Origin of the sequence: Altererythrobacter sp. KTW20L, assembly GCF_023501975.1 — a bacterium.
GTDB lineage: Bacteria > Pseudomonadota > Alphaproteobacteria > Sphingomonadales > Sphingomonadaceae > Alteraurantiacibacter.
On sequence record NZ_JAMFLH010000017.1, the window covers coordinates 1 to 19571 of the forward strand.

Genomic DNA, 19571 nt, shown 5'->3' on the forward strand with positions numbered 1-19571 from the left:
CGGCCACGCCCCAGGCCCCGCCCAGCGCGCCGCCAGCCACTATCGCCAGTGCCAGCAAGCTCCAGCCCGCCGCGTTCAGCGAGACCGACCGCCTGGCCCGCCCCCAGGCGGCGCGCAGCACGGCAATCCCGCCCAGCGCGCCGCCCGTGGCCGCGATCCAGAGTACTGCCTCATTCATCGTCTCTGGCATCAGAAGTTGTAGCTCAGCGTGCCCATCACGTTCCGCTCCGCTCCCTGGAAGCAGTCACCCCGCGCCAGACAGGCAGAATAGTAGTCCTTGCCGAGCAGGTTGGTGGCGTTGAGTCGGAAGGAGAACTGGTCCCAGCTCACTTCGGCCAGGGCATCGACCAGGGTGTAGGACGGGGTGACGAGGCCTAGCGGGAAGGCGGCACCGAAACTGCGGCTGCGGCCGGAATGGCGCACTCCGCCGCCCACAAGCAAGGACACGCCTTCGGACAACTGGAACGGCTTTGTCGCCCAGACAGAGGCATTGGTCTTGGGCACGTTGTCGAGCTGGCGGTCGGTTCCGGTCACCTCGGCTTCGTTATAGGAATAGTTGGCGATCAGGCTGACATCGCCCGGCAGCTGGGCCGTGGCGCTCGCCTCGAAGCCCTTGGACACCAGCTCGCCCGCCTGGATCTGGTCGAACGGATCGGGCGTGGAATCGTCGCTGATGGGCCGGTTGGTCTCGCGGATGCGATAGGCGGTGAGGGTCAGAATCGTGGCATCGGTCGGGTGGATCTTGACGCCCGCCTCCCACTGCTCGCCCCGCTTGGGCACGAACGGCTGGCCGTTACTGGCCGTGCCGGCAATCGGCTCGAAGCTTTCGGTATAGGACACGAAGGGCGACACGCCCTCGAACACCTCGGCGATCAGTCCGGCCTTGTAGGACATGGCATCGGACGAATAGCTTTGCGCACCGAAGCTGGTGGCGCTGGCATCGTCGTGCCGCAGGCCCAGCACAAGGCTCACGCGGTCGAAGAAGCGGATCTGGTTCTGAAGGTAGAACCCGAGCTGCTTTTGCGCCGTGTCCGTGCCGCCGCCAAAGGCAAAGCCGGGATCGCCGGGCATGGGGATGGTGCCGTTGAAATCGGATAGGGCATCATAATCGATATCGTAGATGTCGATCACTTCCAGCGCATAGCCATCGGTCTTGCGCACGCGGTTCCAGCTGTAGTCCATGCCCGCCAGCAGGGTGTGCTCGACATTGGCGCCAGTGTTGAAAGTGAAGGCCAGGTTGCTGTCGGTCGAGAACACTTCCATCCGCGCGATGGAGCCTGAAGCATAGTTCTGGATCAGCCGCTGGTCGGCATCGAGATAGGGGTTGGCCGGGTTGCCATAGCTGTTGGGATAGTGGGTGAAGTAGTCGAGGTCGCTATCGATATAGCGCGCCCGGGTGGAGAAGGTGACGCTGTCTGCCAGCCGCTGGTCGAACACTGCGCCCACCTGCGCCAGCCGCCCGTCATAGCGGTCCCAGCCGGGCTTGCCGATGAACAGGTCCGCAGGCAACTGGCCATTGGGATTGGGCAGGATCGTGCCCACCAGCGGCAGGAACTGGCTGGTCGAACCGTTATTGTCCTTTTGGTACAGGCCCATCAGGGTGAGGCTGGTGTCCATGCTGGGCTGCCAGGTGAGCGAGGGGGCGATCATTACCCGGTCATCCGGCACGAAGTCGGTTTGCGTGCCGGAATCGCGCAGGCGGGTGGCGAGGCGCAGGGCCAGGGTCTCGGACACCGGGCCGGTCACGTCGATCAGCACTTCCTTGCGGTCGAAGCTGCCATAGGTAATCGCCACTTCGCCGCCGGTGGTGAATTCTGGCGTCTTGGAAACGAGGTTGATGAGCCCGCCGATGGAGCCTGCGCCAAACAGCGTGGATGAAGGCCCGCGCAGCACCTCGACTTGTGAGAAGTTGTAGGGATCTGCGCGGATCGAGGCATAGAAACTGAAGATGTCGCGCATGCCGTCGCGGAACTGCAGCGCATTGATGCCGCGCACGAAGCCGCCATCGACCCGGCTGTCGGGGCCATAGGGGTTGGACTGGACACCCGCGACGTAGTTCAGCGTGTCGGAAATCGACACCGCACCCTGGGCCTCGAACAGTTTGGCCGGGATCACCGTGACCGGCTGGGGAACCTCGATGGCGGGGGTGTCGGTCTTGGTGGCAGAGGCGCTGGTGGCCCGCGCGCCGGTGACCACAATCCGGCTCTCCGCGTCACGTTGCTGGTCCTCGGCCTCGGCGGCCAGCGCGGTAGCGGGCAGGATGGCGAGCGCGGTGCAGGCGAGAAGGGCGGAGCGGGCAAACGACATGGAATGATCCTCGAAAAGTCGGTGGGCAACCCCCTCGGCTGCCCTTGCTTGGCCCGCTAACGAGAATCATTCGCAGTCGCAAGAGGATTCTTGCGAATTAGTCGCAACTGGCAGTTTGGGGCTGGCGGAGCTTGATCGCGCTATGCTGCGCGGGGCAGGTGGGGCCGCTTTTGCACTGGTCCCGACAGCTCTCCCATGATTGCGCTATCTCCCGGATAAGGAGGTGGTTTGGCGGTGGGCGCAGGGCATGGAATTGGTCAATGCCCTGCGCGGATGATGCTGGAAGGGCATATGCGACAACCGGCGATGAACGCGGGAACAAGCAGGCGATAACCCGTGTTTACTATGCTGCGGGGCAGGGAAACGTTGAAAGGTTTGTTCAATGGCCAGTGCACCGCAGTGTCAGCAACACCGTACCATCGATGCGCAAGGCGAATGCGCGGGCGAGATCATCAGCCTCGAACTCGATGCCCTGACCCCCGACGGTTGCGAAGTGGTGCCGACCAGTCCGTGGCACGGCGACTGCGATTTCCTCCGCCTGCTGCTCGATGGCCGCGTGACCATCAACGGACAAGTGGCATGGCGCAGCGGCAACCGCGCGGGCGTGCGCTTCTTCGGCCAGATCCATCCTGTGGTGGTGAACGAGCTTAACGGAAAGGCGCGCTAAGCTCCTGCCTACCCCCTGATCCGGAACACCGCCCTTGCGTTGTCTTCCATCAGCATCTTCTTGACCTCGGGCGTCATGTCCATCCGGTCATAGGCGGCGAGCTCGTCGCTCGATTGCTGGTAGGGGTAGTCCATCGCATAGATCACCCGATCCGGCCCCAGCACCTGCTGGCAGAACTTGATGCCCGCCTCCCAGCCGCAGCCGCTGGTGGTGATCCAGATGTTGTTCTGGAAGTAATAGCTGGTGGGATGCTGCAGTTTGATCTGCTCGCCGCCGTCGATGAGCGGGCGTGTGCGGCCATCGGCGTTGCCCTGCATCCAGTCGAACCGGTAGAGGTGCAGCGGCATGCATTCGCCCAGGTGGCCGATGACGAGGCGCAGCTTCGGGAAGCGGTCGAAGGCGCCCGACATGACCAGGCCCATGGTGTGCAGCCACACATCGTGCGGGAACCCGCCCAATGCGCCAAAGAAACCGCGCTGCTCGTAATGGGGCGCGTTGTAGGGCGCGGTGGGGTGGATGTAGAGCGCCAAGTCCAGCGCCTCCAGCGCCTCGAGGATCGGGCGATACTCCGGCTCGTCAAGGTAATGCCCCTGGAAATGCGAATTGAGTACCGCACCGTTGAGGCCAAGCCCGGCGGCGCGCTCCAGTTCCTTCACGCTGCCTGCCACGTCGCGCGGATCGAAGGCGGCCATGGCGGAAAAACGGGTGGGGTGGTTGCGGCAGGCTTCAGCGGCGATATCATTCGCCTCGCGCGCAAGGGCCGTTCCTTCGCCGGGGCGCACCACCTGCACGCCGGGCGCGGTCAGCAGCAGGAGCTGCCGGTCGATGCCCAGTTCGTCCATGTGAGCGATGCGCAAGTCGCCCAGGTCCTGCAGCATGTCCTGCAAGCTAGGCATGTGGTTGAACATCGCCCCCATGCGCAGCGAATCGTCATCCGGCGCATCGCCGCTATTGAAATAGTCGAGTTGGGCTTTCACCAGCGCGGGGAAGGTCCAGGCCTCCTCGGTGGCGATGCGCTTGTAGGGCGCGCTGCGATCCACGTGCCCGGCACGTGGGGCCATGCCCTGCCGCGTGCGGTGGCTGAAATCCTCCTTGAAATGACCCTTGAGGCCTTTCTCGCTGCCGTCTTCCAGAAATGGCATGGCCTTGTTTCCCCCCTCAAAACATCCCGTTGTCGTTCTTCGCTGTCGCCGGATCGGGCACTTCCTGCATCACGTCCCAGTGTTCCACGATATAGCCGGCTTCCATCCGCAGGATATCGATGATGGCGTGGCCGCGCGTGCCTGCTTCGCGCAGGAAATGGAAGTGCACGGCCACAAGGTCCGCATCTCCCCACACCACCCGCTTCACCTCGTGGGTGAGATGGGGCAGGCGCGCCATGCTCGCGTGCATCATCGCCAGCGTGGCATCGCGGCCGGTCGGTGCATTGGGGTTATGCTGAACATAGTCGGGATGCATCCAGCAGGTGAAGCCATCGGTCGGATTGTCCTCGACATAGAACAGCTGGATGAACCGCTGAGCCACCTCCCGGGTCGTGAGCGTTTCGCGCGCTGTCGTATCGCACGGATCAAACGGCGGCGCGTCCACATCCCACGGCAGGACGCCGGGGGCGGGCTTCATTTGGCCCGGTTGGCAAAGGCAATCCCGAATTTGGGGTGCGCGAAATGCATCGGCACGTCCTGGCGATAGGGCCAGGTCTGGCGGTGTTCGCTGGCGGGCAGCAGCCGGTCGGGGCCGAGCGGGTCTTCGGGGAAGGTCTTTTCCGCCGGTTGCAGGTGGGCCGTGGTGTGCGCCCAGCCGTTTTCGTAATCGCCCTGCCACTGCATCATATAGTCGAGCCGCTTGATCTTCCACACGCCGTCCACGTTGACGTAGTCGTTCTCGTAGATGCCCGCTTCCATGAACTGCTGCGGCATGATCTCCTCGCGAGTGTCCTGGAAATCATCGTGCCAGCCGCCCAGCAGGATGCCGTGGAAGCGGCCCTTGGCGGTCTTGCGATCGGGCGCGACGGTGATGATGTCCTGCATCTGGAAATGGTCGAGCAGCAGGCCGTTGACCGGGCCGGGGCGGCCGCCTGTAAAGCGTCCGGCGATCCAGTCGCCATAGAGCCGCTTCACGCCCGCATGGCCGACATATTCGCCCGACAGGAAGATTACCGCGCCATCTTCGGCAAACAGGTCCGCCACTTCATCGGGCCGGTTGAAATCGATGTAGTAGCCATAAGCCCAATGGAGGCGGCGGATGGCCTGGACATCTTCCAGCACCCCCACCTTGTGTTCCAGCTCTGCCAGCCTGGTTTCCACATCGCTCATCTCGACTCTCTCCCCATTTTCGTTATCACTGATCCTAACGACCGATAGTGTCTTGGCGAGAGGAAATTGGATCACATGGAGCTGAATGGCGCACAATTCCGCGAGCAATGGGCAGGCCGGGTGGCTTTCATCACCGGGGCGGCCACGGGGATCGGGCTGGGCGTGGCCCAGGCTTTCGCAGATGCCGGGATGAAGCTCGCCCTGTCCTATCGCAACGAGGATGACCGGGCCAAGGCGGCAGCGTGGTTCGCGGAAAAAGGCCACGAAGCACCGCTGTGGCTCAAGCTCGATGTGACCGACCGCGCCCGCTTTGCCGCAGTGGCCGACGAGGTGGAGGCGCATTTCGGTGCGGTCCACGTGCTGGTCAACAATGCCGGGGTTTCGGTTTTCGGCCCCACCGACGAGGCGAGCTATGATGATTACGACTGGATCATGGGGGTCAATTTCGGCGGGGTGGTGAACGGCATCGTAAGCTTCCTGCCGAAGATCAAGGCTGCCGACGGCCGCCGCCATGTGACCAACGTTTCCAGCATGGCCGCCTTCCTGCCGGGACCGCAGGCGGGCATCTATACGGCCAGCAAGTTCGCCGTGCGCGGATTGACCGAGAGCCTGCGCTACAACCTCGCGCCGCATGGGATCGGTTGTTCACTGTGCTGCCCGGCGCTGACTCGCACCAATGCCTGGACCAGCGCCATGAAGCGGCCCGATGGCTTCGGGGAGAGCGGATTCCCCGACGTTCCGCCAGAAGCGCTCGAACAGTTCGGCACGGCTTTCGAGGAAGGAATGGACCCCTATGAAGTGGGCGCCAAGATCCTGCGCGGGATGACGCAGCAGGACGGCCTTATCCTGACCCACCCCGAACACGGCCCCGATTTCGAGGAGGCGCACGAAAAGATCATGGCCGCGCTGCCCGTGGAGGAAGCGCCTGCCGGTCGGCTCCACATCGAGGAACTGCGCCGCAAGGCCATGCGCGATGCCGAAGCAGGGCTGGTGATCCGGCTCGACGACCTGACCTGATAACTAAGCGACGCTGGACCTCGTCCCCCCATCTGTTATCCTTCGCGGCAACGGAGAGTTTGATGGAGGCAAGTCATGTGTGAACAGGATCTGGTCAGTGCCATGCCCGCAGGCCGCGACTGGCGGGCAGGTGTTACCCGCCGCGACTTCGCGCGGATCGGTGCTGCGGCAGGTGCCGGGGTGCTGGCCACCGCTTCGGGCGGCGCGGCGCTGGCGCAATCGACGCTCAGAGAGAAGATGGTGATCTTCCCCGCGCCCGGCGGGCAGATGGACGGCATGCTGATCCATCCCGCCACCGGCAAGCATCCTGCCGTAATCCTGTGGCCCGATATCGCGGGTCTGCGCGATGCCAAGTTGACCATGGCGCGCGACCTGGCGCGGGCAGGCTACACCGTGCTTGTCGCCAATCCCTATTACCGCAGTGTCGAGGGCGTGCAGTTCGAGGATTTCGATGAATGGCGCGAAGCGGGCGGTTTCGACCGCGTGCGCCCGTGGATGGCGGAAAATACCCCTGCGGCCATAGCCGAAACCGCCGCAGTCATTGTCGAATGGCTGGATGACCAGGACGAGGTCGATACATCGCGCGGGATCGGCGCCCAGGGCTATTGCATGACCGGAAGTTGGACCATCCGCGCCGCTGCCGCAGTGCCGGACCGCGTCAAGGCGGCGGCCAGCTTCCACGGCGGCGGACTGGTGGGCGAAGGCGCCGATGCGCCGGTCAACCTGCTGGGCACACTGCCGGCTGACACCCATGTCCTCATCGCTATCGCGAAGAACGACGATGCCCAGGCTCCCACCGACAAGGACGTCTTGCGCGCTGCGGGCGATGCCGCTGCTGCCCAAGTCACGGTGGAAGTCTATCAGGGCGATCACGGCTGGACCGTGCTCGACAGCCCGGTTTACGATTATGACGAAGGCGACCGCGCCTGGGCGGCCCTGCTGGCGATGTATTCCGAAGCGCTTTGAGCCCGGTGTGAACTTCTGCGGGAGGCTTGCTGCCCAGGCCTCCCGCCACCGCGTTCGCAAAATTGCGGCAAATCAAGGCGGCACGAATCGCCCGCCCCTATCCCGATCAGCGTTGGACCCGCCAGGGCCGCCTGAAGGCCGCAGAGGGCCGCTGTTGAACGGGAGATATTGCTATGAAGAAACTCACCCTTGCCGCGCTTGCGCCTGCCCTGCTGCTGGCAGCGTGTGGCAGCGGCGATCCGGCTGAAGCCATCGATGCCGTCCGTCATACCGAAATGGCGCAGCTCGATTCGATCGCTTCCGGGGACCTCGTCGGCATTGCCCGGCTCTATCGTGACGATGCGCGGCTGGTGAAGCCCGATGGCGAGGTGCTGGAAGGCGGCGTGGCCATCGTGGAAGAATATGGCGCGCTGCTGGAAGACCCCAACTTCGCCCTCTCCATCGAGCCGACCCAGGCCTGGGCTTCGGGCGACGGGGAATATACCATCGTCAATTCGCTGGTCCAGTTCACCACCACCGATCCTGCCACGGGCGAACCGGCGACCCAGACGCTCGACAGCCAAACCGTATGGCACCGCGAGACGGGCGCCACCTGGAAGATCGTTTCCGCCTACAACGTCGCGCGTCCGGCAGCCCCGGCTGCGGCACCGACTGACGAGGCGGCTGCCGAAGCTGCGGATTAGACCCTGTTTCAGTAGGGTGGAAACATCGTCATCGCCTCAGAAAGTCCGCTGGCAAGGAGCGGTGCGCAGCAGAGGCTTTACCGCCCCTGCAAGCGGCGCGACGCAGTCCAACGGACTTCCTGAGGCGACCCCGAAGGGGCGGGCCGGATTTGCGCCAGCGCAGCGTTGCTCGTCAGTCACGATGCTACAGCATCGCTCCCTCCTCGCGCCTCGCGCTGGCGCAAATCCGGCTCCGTGCCGGTGCCTTCCACCCTACTGAAACAGGGTCTGTGAGGCTAGCTCCGCCGCTTGGGCATAGCGGCGGCACTGGCAGGCAGGCTTCGTCCCTCTCCCGGAACGCGCCTGCCGCCAGTGCCGTTGCGCACCAGCTGGCCGTTACGGCAGGTTCTTGAATTCGATCGTTGCTTCGGGATCGGTGCACAGGCGGCAGTTGGCGCCTGTGAAGGTCCGCGCTGCCGCCCTGTCGCCGCGCAACTGCCATTCCAGCCAGTCCACTACGATCATCGCATTCCGGCCGCCCATCGGTTCGTGATAGGTGCCGCCGTGGCCGGTGGGCGTGTTGATCCAAAACACCGGCACGTGCTCGATCCGGTTGTAGTCATCCAGGCCATTGGCATAGGCGATGTCGGTTTCCCCGCCGTCGAGATAGATCACCGGGGTGTGCAGCGCGTTGAGGCCGTCCTTCCCCAGTTCCATCCCGCCCATGCGTGGCGCATCTTCGGGCAACAGGCCTGAATTCTGCACCACGATCGTATCGAACCGCGGATCGCCTGCCACGGTCAGCGCCTGGACCCCGCCGCAGGAGAAGCCGCCGGCGGCCTGCGCGTTCTCGTCGATCAGCCCGTGATAGGGACTGCCGGGGCGAGCGTTCTCCGCCATGACCCAGTCAAGAGCCTCGACCAGCTGCGCCGCTGTCGTTGGTGGGACGCGGGCTGCCGTGGGGGGCGCTGGCGGCGCAGCCCCTGCCGTGGCGTTCGGTCCGCTGCGCCACAGGCCGGGGGCGATCACCACATAACCATAGGATGCGATCTGCGACAGATGGAAGCGGCTGCTGGTGCCATCGGCCGCGCAGCCGCCGTTCCCCCACACGAACACGCCGAGGCCATTGGGGCCAATGGCCGACAGGTCCGCCGGGCGATAGACCACGTGGTTGGGCAGGTCGGCCACCTGTTCGATGATCGATGGATAGGGGCCGTCACCCGGCGTATCGGGCAGGAGGTTGATCCGTGCCATCATGGTGGCCATGTCTTCGGCCGGGGCAGCTTCCTGCGCGCTTGCCGAGCCCGCCAGCCCAACTGCGGCAGCCGCAGCCAAAATCGCCTTGAATCGCATTGTCACATCTCCTCCATTCCCGTTGGAGGGGATGCTATTCCAGTGCCGCGAAAATGGAAGCGCTTTCAGCCCTTCAATCAGGCGAACCAGTACGCCGTGCCGCGCATTTCGAGGCTGGCGCGCGGAGGCGTGTCGGGCCCGGCCAGCGGGTTGTCGAACGCGCCATGCGGCATCAGTTGCGCGCGGGCAGGATCGCTCTCGCTGGTCTTGAACACCAGCACTTCGCCGACATGCATGTCCGAGAAGTAATGCCAGCGATGGGCAGGATTGTGCGCCACCAGATAATTGCCGAACGACCATTCGGGCGCGCCGCCGGGCGGATCGAAAATCGCATCGCAATCGACCAGATCGCTCGGCTGGAGCGAGGGGAAGGCACACAGCGCCAGTGGCACATCCTGCGGCGGATCGGACAGCACGCGCCACGCGTTATACTGCGCACTGCGGACCACGGTGCGGCCTTCTGGCGCGGACCTGGCGCGGGCGGCGGCGGCAGCTTCGGCCGACATGTCAACATGGACATAGCGCGCCGGGTGCGAGTTATCATGCGCTGCGTTCTTGCCAGCGGTTTCGGAGAATCGCAGGATCCCGCGACTGAACATGTCGACATGGTCGCAACCGGTTACCGATTTGAACAGCTCGGCGATCTCGTCGGCATGGACCCGCGCGACTTCGGCCAGATCGGTTAGATCGGCCACGGCGCTGCGATGCTGGACGAGGGTGAAGCCTTCGACATCGAGGCTGCAATCAAGCCCGCGCGCATCGTGGATTTCCATTTCCACCGGGGCCAGCGGCACATAGTCCTTTTCGTGGGCATTGGCGTAGAAATAGGGCTTCTTCTCGGTCCGCTCCGCATAACCGATCATCGCGCGTACTGAATTCATGTCAGGCCTCCCCGCCTACTTTTCCGGTTGCCCGGTTCAGGCAAATTCCTCGGTGTCGATCGTGGGCCGGATCGCATCGTGATAGCGATGGCCGTGGATGGTCCCATGGTTCACGATCCGCCCCGCTTCGGCAATAACCTCGGGGGTCACCGGCAGGCCGGCAGCGGCCATGTTGTCTTCGAGGTGGGCGATCGAGGTGGTGCCGGGGATCACGTGGCAATGGTCGCCCTGTTCCAGCACCCAGCGCAGCGCGAGCTGGGCGGGCGTAAAGCCATTGTCGCGCGCCAGGGCCTCGAACCGTTCGATCACCTTGAGGTTGTGCGGCCAATTGTCGGCATTGAAGCGCGGCATCTTGGTGCGCAGGTCGCTCTCTTCAAGCGTGGAAGGATCGCGCAGCACACCGCCCAGCGCCCCGCGCCCCAGCGGGCTGAAAGCGACCAGCGGAATGCCAAGGTCAGCGCATGTCTCGCGCACGCCCAGTTCGACATTGCGCGTCCACAGCGAGTATTCGGGCTGGGCCGCCCCGACCGGATGAACGGCATGGGCCTCGCGGATATGGGCGGCGGACCATTCGGACACGCCATAGGCGCGGATCTTGCCCGCCTCGATCGCGCGGGCCAGCGCGCCCACGCTGTCGGCCACCGGCACCTTGGGATCGAACCGGTGCATGTAATAGAGATCGATATGGTCGGTCTGCAGCAGCGACAGGCTGGTATCGAGCGCCTCCATCAGCGCAGCGGGGCTGCAATCGACGCCGCGCTTGGCCCCTTCCACCACGATGCCGCACTTGGAGGCGAGGAAGAAATCCTGCCGCCGCCCTTTCAGCGTTTCGCCGATCAGCGCCTCGTTCTTGCCCGCGCCATAGATCCGCGCGGTATCGAGGTGATTGCAGCCGATGTCGAGCGCATGACCCAGCAGCCGGGCCCCGTCCTCGGCCGATGGCGGCGTGCCATAGGCCCAGGACAGGTTCATGCAGCCCAGCCCGACGGGGTGGACTTCGGTGCCCGCAATCACCCGCATCTGCATCAGGACCAGCCGTCCTGCGCTTCGAGGCTGGCGGCCAGCTCGCCGATGACCCGGTAGCAATCCAGCACCTGCCGGACCGACGAATTGGGCTCGCGCCCTTCGCGGATCGCGGCGATGAATTCGCGGTCCTGCAGCTCGATGCCGTTGTTCGATACGGCCACGCCGGCCAGGTCGATCTGTTCCTCCTTGCCGGTGAACAGGTCGTCATAGCGCGCCAGATAGGTCGCCGTGTCGCCGATATAGCGGAAATAGGTGCCGAGCGGCCCGTCGTTGTTGAACGACAGCGACAGGGTGCAGATCGCGCCGCTTTCGCTCTTCAGCTGGATCGACATGTCCATCGCGATGCCGAGCCCCGGGTGCTTCGGGCCCTGGATGGCATTGGCGGTGACGATCTTGCCCGCCTGATAGGCGAACAGGTCGATCGTGTGCGCGGCATGGTGCCACAGCAGGTGATCTGTCCAGCTGCGCGCCTCGCCCTTGGCGTTCATGTTGGAACGGCGGAAGAAATAGGTCTGCACGTCCATCTGCTGGACGTTGAAGTCGCCGCCCACGATCTTGTTGTGCACGTACTGGTGCGATGGATTGAAGCGGCGGGTGTGGCCGACCATGCAGACCAGGCCGGTCTCCTCCTGCTTGGCCATCACGGCTTCGGCATCGGGCCAGCTGTCGGACAGCGGGATTTCCACCTCGACATGCTTGCCGGCGTTCATCGCCTTGATCGCCTGTTCGGCGTGCATCTGGGTGGGCGTGCACAGGATGACCGCATCGACATCTTCGCGGGCCAGCATGGCGTCGTAATCGGTGGTGGCGAAACCGACGCCGTATTTGTCGGCCATGGCCTGGGTCTTGTCGAGCGTGCGGCCGACAAGCGCGGTGACTTCGACGCCATCGATGTTCTTCAGGCCGTCGAGGTGCTTTTCGCCGAATGCGCCGCCGCCGGCGAGTGCAATACGCATGAGTGGTCTCCAATACAGTCCCCCTCCCGCTTGCGGGAGGGGCTAGGGGTGGGTCTGTAGCGCGGAGGTGCGGCCTGATCGGCAGGCCCACCCCCGGCCCCTCCCGCAAGCGGGAGGGGAGAAGGGATCAGGCCGTAGCCAGGCTGTGGCCGCTCATCACCTTGCGCGGATTGAGCGGTTCGCCGGCCGTTTCTTCCGGCTGCAGGATCAGCGCGCCCAGCGCGGTGTTGGAGGCCGGGATGTGGTAGAAGGTGTACAGATCGCGCACCTTGTCACCCAGCGCGCCGCGCATGATCAGCCACATCACCAGCTCGATCCCTTCCGAACCTGCTTCGCGCAGGTATTCGAGGTGCGGCTTGAGGCTGAGGTGCTCCGGATCGTTGATCAGGTCGTCGATGAACTTGAGATCGAACTCCTTGTTGATCAGGCCCGCGCGCGGACCCTGCAACTGGTGGCTCATCCCGCCGGTGCCCCAGACGTGGACGTTGAGATCCTCGGGGAAGCTTTCCACGGCGGCCTTGATGCTGTCGCCGAGGTTGAAGCAGCGGCGGCCCGAGGGCGGCGGATAGGTGACCACGTTGACCGGGAAGGGGATGACCTTGCACGGCCATTCCGAAGGTTCGCCAAACATCATGCTCAGCGGCACGGTGCAGCCGTGGTCCACGTCCATCTGGTTCATGATGGTCATGTCGAAATCATCGAGGATCAGGCTCTGCGCGATGTGCCAGGCAAGGTCCGGATGGCCGATCACGTCGGGCACGGGGCGCGGGCCCCAGCCTTCATCGGCCGGCTTGAAGCTTTCGGCGCAACCGATGGCGAAAGTCGGGATGATGTTCATGTCGAACGCGCTGGCGTGATCGTTGTACACCAGCACGACGACATCGGGCATGTTGCCCGGCTGCTTCAGCCATTCCTTGATCGGCTCATAGCCCTTGAACACCGGACCCCAGTAATCGTTGTTGCTGGTGCCGGTCTGCATCGCGGCGCCCAGCGCCGGAATGTGGCTGGACGTAATGCCCGTGGTAACGCGCGCCATCTTAGTATCCTTCCTTGATCGAGCGGACGCCTTCAGGCGAACGGCCACCATCAATCATCATCTGTGCATATTCTTCCTGCGTCATGCCGGTCATCGACCCGGCAGCGAACTGGAAGCTCTTGCCATCGGTGGAGAACAGCTTGGACAGGAAATAGACGTTGCCGCCTTCATCGATCATCGCATTGTAATTGCGATCGAGCACGGCCTGCTTGGCGGCAGGCGTGATGTCCCATTCATCCAGATAGGCGCTTTCATCGGCGAGGAAGCGCTTGCGGTTTTCCTCCTTCATCAGGCTCATCGCGAACTGATTGAGATGATAGCCCTTGCGCGCCCGCTGCGCGGTGAACACGCGGGTGCCGGGGATGTCATCGAAAGCGGCGAGGTACGAGTGGATGTCGATCCGCTCTTTCTTTGTCTCGGTCATTGGGTGGATTCCTCGGGTTCGTTCCATGTGTAGGTCAGCGGAGCCTCGCGGAAAGCGAAGCGGTCTATGTGGCGTTGGACAACGCCGCGCATGCGGACGTTCTCGTCCTGGTCGGCGGTGGTGAGCGTGATGCCGATGCCGCCGTTGTGCGCAGTCATCACGCAGGTCGTGTGTTCGGAAAAGGGGAACACGCCCATGCCGTCACCTTCGTCATAGGTGGTGGCGAACTTGTGGCCCCAGTGGCTGACGAGCTGCTGGATATAGCGTTCCGGCTTCTCGCAGGGACCAAATCCGGTGGCGGTATATCCCTTGGGGGTGCTCATAGACCTCTCGCTTTCAGCTTGGCATCGAGCCGCGGGAACACGCGGCGGGCATTGCCTTCAAAGATCATGTGGCGTTCCTGGTCCGAGATTTCCAGCGCATCGACGTAACGCTTGGTATCATCGAAATAGAACCCGGTGGTGGGATCGATCCCGCGCACCGCGCCAACCATCTCGCTGCCGAACAGGATGTTCTTGTTGTCGATCACGTCGGCCAGCAGGTTCACGCCGGGCTGGTGATAGACGCAGGTATCGAAGAACACGTTGTTCATCAGGTGGCTGCCGAGGTCCGGCTTCTTGAGCATGTCGGCGAGCCCGCGATAACGGCCCCAGTGATAGGGCACCGCGCCGCCGCCATGCGGGATAATGAAACGCAGCGTGGGGAAGCGGCTGAACAGGTCGCCTTCGAGCAGCTGCATGAAGGCGATGGTGTCGGCGGCGATGTAATAGGCGCCGGTGGCGTGCATCGCCGGGTTGCACGAACCCGACACGTGGATCATCGCCGGAACGTCCAGATCGACCATGGCTTCATAGAACGGGAACCAGAATTCGTCGGTCAAGGGCGGGTGCTTGAAATGGCCGCCGCCGGGATCGGGATTGAGGTTGCAGCCGATGAAGCCCTGCTGTTCCACGCAGCGGCGCAGCTCTGCAATCGAGCTGGTCATGTCGGCTTCGGGCGATTGCGGCAGCATGCAGACCGGCGCGAAGACTTCGGGGTAGAGGCTGGCGACGCGACCGATCAGGTCATTGCATACCTGCGCCCATTTCACCGCCACGGACTGGTCACCCACGTGCGGGGCCATGGCGCTGGCGCGGGGGGAAAAGATCGTCATGTCTGCGCCGCGTTCGCGGATCAGCTTGAGCTGGTTCGATTCGATCGTCTCGCGGATTTCGTCATCTGTGATGTCGGGATAGAGCGGCGCGGGCGCGCCTGCCTTGAACGCGGCTTTCTGTTCCTCGCGCCAGGCGTCGTGGCCCTTGGGCAGGACGGTATAGTGGCCGTGGCAATCGATGATCAGCGTCATGACTGGTATTCTCTCCCCTGGATGGCGGCGATCTTGCCGCGCAAAGTGTCGGGCAACGGACGAATGCCGAGCGATCCGATTCCCTGCTGCAGTTGTACCGTATTCTCGGTCATCGCGGGCGCAATGCCAAGATCGCGCAGCATGGCGCAAGCCTCGGTCATCTCGGCGGCGCGGCGGCGGCCGTGCAGCATCATGCGGTCGAGGTTGTAGTCGGCGCGCTCAGGCCACGAAACCTGCTTTTCCGAAGCGTCGAGGCTGGCAAGCACCTCATCCAGGACGCCTGCCGAACTTGCGGCCAGCACCATCTCGGCGGTCAGCGCTTCCAGCCCCTTGACCATGATCGAACGGCACAGCTTGATCGCGCTGGCCTGGCCGATGGCGTGGCCCACCACGCGGGTCTTCGCAAAGCCGAGCGCGTTCAGGGCGGCCATCGCCTCACCTGCATCGGACCCCGCGATCAGCAGCGGCACGTTGAGGCGAGCCGGATCCACAGGCGCCATCACCGCCACATCGACATAGCGCCCGCCCGCCGCCTCGACAGCCCTGGCCGCAGCGCGCTTGGTATCGGGGGCGACCGAGTTCATGTCGCACCACAGCGTTCCGGGGGCCATGAAGGGCGCGCATTGTTCGGCAGCGGCAATCGCCTGGTCGGCGGTGACGAGCGACAGGACCACTTCTGCGCCAGCCAGCGCCGCGGCACGGTCGGCGGCAGCGACAACACCGCATTCGTCCATCGCCTGGCCGCGCGCTGGGTTCACATCGAAAGCTGCTGCACCGTCTTCCCACCCGGCGGCGCGGGCAAAGGTACTGCCGGCTTCGCCGAAGCCGATCAGGGCCACGCTCGGGGCCGCAGAGGGGGTATGCAGGTCTGGCATCTCTCGCGGCGGCGCCTACACTCTGTATGTGTTGCTTACAAGTTTGCAGCACTTGACGAAGCTGTCCGCCAAGGTCAACCGGACAGCGCGTAACAATCGAGCAGGAGAGTCGCCCATGTCCGGAATTGTGGTCCAGAATATCGAGCGCGCCGACAAGGAAGTCGTCGCAGCGCTGGGGGCCTGCGGGGTTGCCACGGTGCACGAATCGCAGGGGCGCACCGGGCTGCTCGCCAGCTATATGCGGCCGATCTATTCTGGTGCCCGCGTGGGGGCCTCGGCCATCACCATCAGTGTGCCGCCGGGCGACAACTACATGGTCCACGCCGCGATCGAACAGTGCCAGGATGGCGACATCCTGGTGATCGCGCCCACCTCCCCGTGCGAGGACGGCTATTTTGGCGACCTCCTGGCAACATCGGCCCAGGCGCGCGGGGTGAAGGGCCTGATCATCGATGCCGGTGTGCGCGATGTGCGCGACCTCACCGAAATGAACTTCCCCGTCTGGTCCAAGCGCGTCTTCGCCCAAGGGACAATCAAGGCGAGCCTCGGCAGCGTGAACGTCGATGTGGTCTGCGCCAGTGCCTTCATCCGCCCGGGCGACGTGATCGTGGCCGACGATGACGGCGTCTGCGTGGTCCGCCGCGAGGATGCCGAGACTGTGCTGAAAGCCGCCCAGGCGCGCGAAGCCAACGAAGGCTCCAAGCGTGACCGGCTGGCAAGCGGCGAACTGGGCCTCGACATGTATGGCTTCCGCCAGAAGCTGGCCGACATGGGCCTGAAGTGGGTTTGAGCGTTACGATCCTCCCCAGCATGGGGAGGGGAACCATGCGCAGCATGGTGGAGGGGCGAGGGGCGGCGTGCCCCTCCACCACCTTTCAGGTGGTCCCCCTCCCCGTGCCGGGGAGGATGATATGAATTCAGCACCGGTCATGTGGATGCGCGGGGGTACGTCGAAGGGTGGCTATTTCCTTGCGTCGGACCTTCCGGCAAACATTGCCGAGCGCGATGCCTTCCTGCTCGGCGTGATGGGTTCGCCCGATCCGCGCCAGATCGACGGCATGGGCGGGGCGGACCCGTTGACCAGCAAGGTCGCCGTGGTGAGCAAGTCCGAGCGCGAGGGCATCGATGTCGATTACCTGTTCCTGCAGGTCTTCGTGGACAAGGCCATCGTCACCGATGCCCAGAACTGCGGCAATATCCTGGCGGGCGTTGGCCCCTTCGCCATCGAGCGCGGGCTGGTGGAGCCGACCGGCGACGAGACCCGCGTGTCGATCTATATGGAGAACACCGGGCAGGCGGCTGTCGCCACGGTGCAGACGCCCAAAGGTGCGGTAAACTACTCTGGCGATGCGAAAATCGATGGCGTTCCCGGCAGCCATGCAGCCATCCCGCTGGAGTTTCGCGACACCGCCGGTTCGAGCTGCGGCGCGCTGCTGCCCACCGGCAATGTGGCCGATGTGATCGAGGGCATTTCCTGCACCCTGATCGACAACGGCATGCCGTGCATCGTGATGGCGGCTCAGGACCTCGGCGCGACCGGCTATGAAACGCGCGACGAACTGGAGGCGGAAGGTTTTGCCGCCATCCGCGCGAAGATCGAGGACATACGCCTTGCCGCCGGGCCGCTGATGAACCTGGGCGATGTGAAGGACAAGTCGGTCCCCAAGATGTTCCTCGTCTCGGCCCCGGTGCATGGGGGCGCGATCAACACCCGCAGCTTCATTCCGCACCGCGCCCATGCCACCATCGGCGTTCTGGCGGCGGTGAGTGTTGCCACGGCCGCGCTGCTCGAAGGATCGCCTGCCAACAAGGTGGCGCACCTGCCCGAAGGCAAGCGCAAGCTGCTGTCGGTCGAACATCCGACCGGCGAGATGAGCTGCGTGCTCGAAACCAACGACGCGGGCGAGGTCGTCACCTCGGCGCTGCTGCGCACCGCCCGCAAACTGATGGATGGAGTTGTATTCGCATGACCGCCCAGAAATCCGACCGCATCACTTCGTGGCACGCCAGCCCCAGCAAGCCGCGCTTCGTGCCGCCGCCCGGCGCGGTGGATGCCCATTGCCACGTGTTCGGACCGATGGCCGAATTCCCGTTCAGCGCCAAGGCCAAGTACCTGCCCGAAGATGCCGGGCCGGAAAAGCTGTTCGCCCTGCGCGACCACCTCGGTTTTGCGCGCAATGTTATTGTCCAGGCGAGCTGCCACGGGACGGACAACGCCGCAACACTCCACGCGATCGCGGCATCGCAAGGCAAGGCGCGCGGCGTGGCCGTGGTCGATCCGGCGATCGGCGCGGATGACCTGGCTCGCCTGCACCTGGGCGGGATGCGCGGGATCCGCTTCAATTTCCTCAAGCGGCTGGTGGATGACGCACCCAAGGACAAGTTCCTCGAAGTCGCCGGTCGCCTGCCCGCAGGCTGGCACGTGGTGATCTATTTCGAAGCCGATATCCTTGAGGAAATGCGCGAATTCGTCGCTGCCATTCCGGTGCCGGTGGTGGTCGATCACATGGGCCGCCCCGATGTGTCCCAAGGCCCTGACGGCCCCGACATGCGCGCCTTCCGCAGCCTGCTGGAAAGCCGCGACGACATCTGGTTCAAGCCCACCTGCCCCGACCGGCTGGATGCCGGCGGCGATCCGTGGAACGACTTTGCCGCAGCCGTTGCGCCGCTGGTGGCCGACTACCCCGATCGCTGCATTTGGGGCACCGACTGGCCGCATCCCAACATGCAGGACGCCATTCCGGACGACGGCCACCTCGTCGACATGATTCCCCGCATAGCGCCCACGGCGGAACTGCAGCAGAAGCTGCTGGTGACAAACCCCGAGCGGCTGTACTGGGCGGACTAAGGGGCGCATTAGGAGGGGGGCAGCTAGCCTCCAGGCGCGCCGTTTCGAGGATGCAATTGTCCCCATGCCCGCTGAAGTGAACCTTTCCCAAGGCAGTGCGACCCTGCGCCAGCGAGCCCAGGCCCTGGTCGAAACGCGGCGTTTCGAACATGCGATCACCGCCGTGATCGTGGTCAATGCCATCGGGCTGGGGCTGGAGACATCGCCAGACATGATGGCCCGTTTCGGCGATGCCATCCGCCTGGTCGATCGTGCCGCCATTGCCATCTTCGTGGTCGAGCTGGCGCTGAAGCTGTTTGCCTACCGCCTGCGCTTCTTCCGCAATGGCTGGAATGTGTTCGATTTCGTGATTGTCAGTGTCGCGCTGGTGCCTGCCTCGCAGCAATTTGCCGTCCTGCGTGCGCTGCGCATCCTGCGGGCCTTGCGACTGGTGTCGGTAGTGCCGAGCATGCGCAAGGTCATCGTCGGGCTGTTCAGCGCCATTCCCAGTATCGGCACCGTGATCGTCATGTTGTCGCTGCTGTTCTATATCAGCGCGGTGATGGCGACCAAGCTGTTCGGCGCGGCCTTCCCCGAATGGTTCGGGAGTTTCGGCGCGAGCCTCTATTCCCTGTTCCAGATCATGACGCTGGAAAGCTGGTCGATGGGCATTGTCCGACCGGTGATGGAGGAGTTCCCCCATGCCTGGGCCTTCTTTGTGCCCTTCATCCTGCTGACCAGCTTTATCGTCCTGAACCTGTTTATCGGTGTGATCGTGAACGCCATGTCCGAAGCGACCGATGAAGAGGCCCATGACGAGCGCGAAGAAATCCTGCGCGAATTGCGAGCCTTGGGCGACGAAGTAAGGGCACTCCGCGCGGCAACAGAAAAGGACGGTTGAGCCTGCCTGTCCGGCG

General features: G+C 64.2%; 21 protein-coding genes. 8 read left to right on the plus strand and 13 right to left on the minus strand.

Annotated features, from left to right (window positions below; translation table 11 throughout):
• Positions 1–189: 189 nt before the first annotated feature.
• The gene (locus M3P36_RS14370) at positions 190–2307 is read right to left on the minus strand and encodes a TonB-dependent siderophore receptor (RefSeq protein WP_249704396.1); all 2118 of its coding nucleotides are present in this window, start codon (positions 2305–2307) and stop codon (positions 190–192) included.
• Between the two features lie 382 nt (positions 2308–2689).
• Here M3P36_RS14370 and M3P36_RS14375 point away from each other — a divergent pair, with 382 nt between their 5' ends.
• Positions 2690–2974, plus strand: coding sequence for a hypothetical protein (locus tag M3P36_RS14375; protein ID WP_249704397.1), 285 nt, complete (start codon positions 2690–2692; stop codon positions 2972–2974).
• Between the two features lie 8 nt (positions 2975–2982).
• On the opposite strand, the gene M3P36_RS14380 is transcribed toward M3P36_RS14375, so the two are convergent.
• The 3 genes from M3P36_RS14380 to M3P36_RS14390 are packed head-to-tail and all read right to left on the minus strand — an operon-like array spanning position 2983 to position 5286.
• Positions 2983–4116: an amidohydrolase family protein gene (locus M3P36_RS14380; protein ID WP_249704398.1), complete on the minus strand. Its 1134-nt coding sequence runs from the start codon at positions 4114–4116 to the stop codon at positions 2983–2985.
• A gap of 16 nt (positions 4117–4132) precedes the next feature.
• Complete coding sequence (locus M3P36_RS14385; RefSeq protein WP_249704399.1) at positions 4133–4594, minus strand: nuclear transport factor 2 family protein; 462 nt, start codon at positions 4592–4594, stop codon at positions 4133–4135.
• Entirely contained in the window at positions 4591–5286 is a 696-nt protein-coding gene (locus tag M3P36_RS14390; protein ID WP_249704400.1) for a nuclear transport factor 2 family protein, read from the minus strand. The genes M3P36_RS14385 and M3P36_RS14390 overlap by 4 nt, the downstream gene beginning before the upstream one ends.
• Before the next feature lie 75 nt (positions 5287–5361).
• Here M3P36_RS14390 and M3P36_RS14395 point away from each other — a divergent pair, with 75 nt between their 5' ends.
• The 3 genes from M3P36_RS14395 (at position 5362) to M3P36_RS14405 (ending at position 7952) form a co-directional block, all read left to right on the plus strand.
• Entirely contained in the window at positions 5362–6303 is a 942-nt protein-coding gene (locus M3P36_RS14395) for an SDR family NAD(P)-dependent oxidoreductase (protein WP_249704401.1), read from the plus strand.
• Between the two features lie 75 nt (positions 6304–6378).
• Positions 6379–7269 carry a dienelactone hydrolase family protein gene (locus M3P36_RS14400; protein WP_249704402.1) on the plus strand — a complete coding sequence of 297 codons (891 nt, stop codon included), beginning with the start codon at positions 6379–6381 and terminating at the stop codon, positions 7267–7269.
• Between the two features lie 173 nt (positions 7270–7442).
• A complete protein-coding gene (locus M3P36_RS14405) occupies positions 7443–7952 on the plus strand; it encodes a YybH family protein (RefSeq protein WP_249704403.1) in 510 nt (169 codons plus the stop codon).
• Positions 7953–8327: 375 nt separating this feature from the next.
• Here M3P36_RS14405 and M3P36_RS14410 read toward each other — a convergent pair whose 3' ends face one another.
• The 9 genes from M3P36_RS14410 to M3P36_RS14450 all read right to left on the minus strand — a co-directional run bounded on the left by M3P36_RS14410 (position 8328) and on the right by M3P36_RS14450 (position 15827).
• The gene (locus M3P36_RS14410) at positions 8328–9284 is read right to left on the minus strand and encodes an alpha/beta hydrolase (protein ID WP_249704404.1); all 957 of its coding nucleotides are present in this window, start codon (positions 9282–9284) and stop codon (positions 8328–8330) included.
• Between the two features lie 77 nt (positions 9285–9361).
• Positions 9362–10165 carry a CmcJ/NvfI family oxidoreductase gene (locus tag M3P36_RS14415; protein ID WP_249704405.1) on the minus strand — a complete coding sequence of 268 codons (804 nt, stop codon included), beginning with the start codon at positions 10163–10165 and terminating at the stop codon, positions 9362–9364.
• 36 nt (positions 10166–10201) lie between these two features.
• Complete coding sequence (locus M3P36_RS14420) at positions 10202–11191, minus strand: aldo/keto reductase (RefSeq protein ID WP_249704406.1); 990 nt, start codon at positions 11189–11191, stop codon at positions 10202–10204.
• Positions 11191–12147, minus strand: coding sequence for a Gfo/Idh/MocA family oxidoreductase (locus M3P36_RS14425; protein ID WP_249704407.1), 957 nt, complete (start codon positions 12145–12147; stop codon positions 11191–11193). The genes M3P36_RS14420 and M3P36_RS14425 overlap by 1 nt, the downstream gene beginning before the upstream one ends.
• 127 nt (positions 12148–12274) lie before the next feature.
• A complete protein-coding gene (locus M3P36_RS14430) occupies positions 12275–13183 on the minus strand; it encodes a class III extradiol dioxygenase subunit beta (RefSeq protein ID WP_249704408.1) in 909 nt (302 codons plus the stop codon).
• Between the two features lies 1 nt (position 13184).
• Positions 13185–13607 (minus strand): protocatechuate 4,5-dioxygenase subunit alpha, encoded by a 423-nt coding sequence (gene ligA / locus M3P36_RS14435; protein WP_249704409.1) that lies wholly within the window; start codon positions 13605–13607, stop codon positions 13185–13187.
• Entirely contained in the window at positions 13604–13930 is a 327-nt protein-coding gene (locus M3P36_RS14440) for a DUF2218 domain-containing protein (RefSeq protein ID WP_249704410.1), read from the minus strand. Before M3P36_RS14440 ends, ligA begins: the two co-directional genes overlap by 4 nt.
• A complete protein-coding gene (locus M3P36_RS14445) occupies positions 13927–14952 on the minus strand; it encodes an amidohydrolase family protein (RefSeq protein ID WP_249704411.1) in 1026 nt (341 codons plus the stop codon). Before M3P36_RS14445 ends, M3P36_RS14440 begins: the two co-directional genes overlap by 4 nt.
• The gene (locus tag M3P36_RS14450) at positions 14949–15827 is read right to left on the minus strand and encodes an NAD(P)-dependent oxidoreductase (protein ID WP_249704412.1); all 879 of its coding nucleotides are present in this window, start codon (positions 15825–15827) and stop codon (positions 14949–14951) included. The genes M3P36_RS14445 and M3P36_RS14450 overlap by 4 nt, the downstream gene beginning before the upstream one ends.
• A 115-nt stretch (positions 15828–15942) precedes the next feature.
• On the opposite strand from M3P36_RS14450, the gene M3P36_RS14455 reads away from it, so the two are divergent.
• From M3P36_RS14455 to M3P36_RS14470, 4 genes are all read left to right on the plus strand, one after another.
• Entirely contained in the window at positions 15943–16617 is a 675-nt protein-coding gene (locus tag M3P36_RS14455; protein WP_249704413.1) for a 4-carboxy-4-hydroxy-2-oxoadipate aldolase/oxaloacetate decarboxylase, read from the plus strand.
• Positions 16618–16738: 121 nt separating this feature from the next.
• On the plus strand, positions 16739–17797 hold the full coding sequence (locus tag M3P36_RS14460; RefSeq protein WP_249704414.1) for a 4-oxalomesaconate tautomerase: 1059 nt from the start codon (positions 16739–16741) through the stop codon (positions 17795–17797).
• Positions 17794–18675 (plus strand): amidohydrolase family protein, encoded by an 882-nt coding sequence (locus tag M3P36_RS14465; protein WP_249704415.1) that lies wholly within the window; start codon positions 17794–17796, stop codon positions 18673–18675. Before M3P36_RS14460 ends, M3P36_RS14465 begins: the two co-directional genes overlap by 4 nt.
• Before the next feature lie 76 nt (positions 18676–18751).
• Complete coding sequence (locus M3P36_RS14470) at positions 18752–19555, plus strand: ion transporter (protein WP_249704416.1); 804 nt, start codon at positions 18752–18754, stop codon at positions 19553–19555.
• Positions 19556–19571: the final 16 nt, after the last annotated feature.

Bases quoted from the DNA above. Each gene is read 5' to 3' on its own strand.
- M3P36_RS14440 (WP_249704410.1), bottom strand. From the start codon at position 13,930: ATGAGCACCCCCAAGGGATATACCGCCACCGGATTTGGTCCCTGCGAG.
- M3P36_RS14405 (WP_249704403.1), top strand. From the start codon at position 7,443: ATGAAGAAACTCACCCTTGCCGCGCTTGCGCCTGCCCTGCTGCTGGCA.
- M3P36_RS14420 (WP_249704406.1), bottom strand. From the start codon at position 11,191: ATGCAGATGCGGGTGATTGCGGGCACCGAAGTCCACCCCGTCGGGCTG.
- M3P36_RS14380 (WP_249704398.1), bottom strand. From the start codon at position 4,116: ATGCCATTTCTGGAAGACGGCAGCGAGAAAGGCCTCAAGGGTCATTTC.
- M3P36_RS14410 (WP_249704404.1), bottom strand. From the start codon at position 9,284: ATGCGATTCAAGGCGATTTTGGCTGCGGCTGCCGCAGTTGGGCTGGCG.
- M3P36_RS14445 (WP_249704411.1), bottom strand. From the start codon at position 14,952: ATGACGCTGATCATCGATTGCCACGGCCACTATACCGTCCTGCCCAAG.
- M3P36_RS14395 (WP_249704401.1), top strand. From the start codon at position 5,362: ATGGAGCTGAATGGCGCACAATTCCGCGAGCAATGGGCAGGCCGGGTG.
- M3P36_RS14415 (WP_249704405.1), bottom strand. From the start codon at position 10,165: ATGAATTCAGTACGCGCGATGATCGGTTATGCGGAGCGGACCGAGAAG.
- M3P36_RS14455 (WP_249704413.1), top strand. From the start codon at position 15,943: ATGTCCGGAATTGTGGTCCAGAATATCGAGCGCGCCGACAAGGAAGTC.
- M3P36_RS14390 (WP_249704400.1), bottom strand. From the start codon at position 5,286: ATGAGCGATGTGGAAACCAGGCTGGCAGAGCTGGAACACAAGGTGGGG.
- M3P36_RS14370 (WP_249704396.1), bottom strand. From the start codon at position 2,307: ATGTCGTTTGCCCGCTCCGCCCTTCTCGCCTGCACCGCGCTCGCCATC.
- M3P36_RS14465 (WP_249704415.1), top strand. From the start codon at position 17,794: ATGACCGCCCAGAAATCCGACCGCATCACTTCGTGGCACGCCAGCCCC.
- M3P36_RS14425 (WP_249704407.1), bottom strand. From the start codon at position 12,147: ATGCGTATTGCACTCGCCGGCGGCGGCGCATTCGGCGAAAAGCACCTC.
- ligA (WP_249704409.1), bottom strand. From the start codon at position 13,607: ATGACCGAGACAAAGAAAGAGCGGATCGACATCCACTCGTACCTCGCC.
- M3P36_RS14460 (WP_249704414.1), top strand. From the start codon at position 16,739: ATGAATTCAGCACCGGTCATGTGGATGCGCGGGGGTACGTCGAAGGGT.
- M3P36_RS14400 (WP_249704402.1), top strand. From the start codon at position 6,379: ATGTGTGAACAGGATCTGGTCAGTGCCATGCCCGCAGGCCGCGACTGG.
- M3P36_RS14430 (WP_249704408.1), bottom strand. From the start codon at position 13,183: ATGGCGCGCGTTACCACGGGCATTACGTCCAGCCACATTCCGGCGCTG.
- M3P36_RS14375 (WP_249704397.1), top strand. From the start codon at position 2,690: ATGGCCAGTGCACCGCAGTGTCAGCAACACCGTACCATCGATGCGCAA.
- M3P36_RS14385 (WP_249704399.1), bottom strand. From the start codon at position 4,594: ATGAAGCCCGCCCCCGGCGTCCTGCCGTGGGATGTGGACGCGCCGCCG.
- M3P36_RS14450 (WP_249704412.1), bottom strand. From the start codon at position 15,827: ATGCCAGACCTGCATACCCCCTCTGCGGCCCCGAGCGTGGCCCTGATC.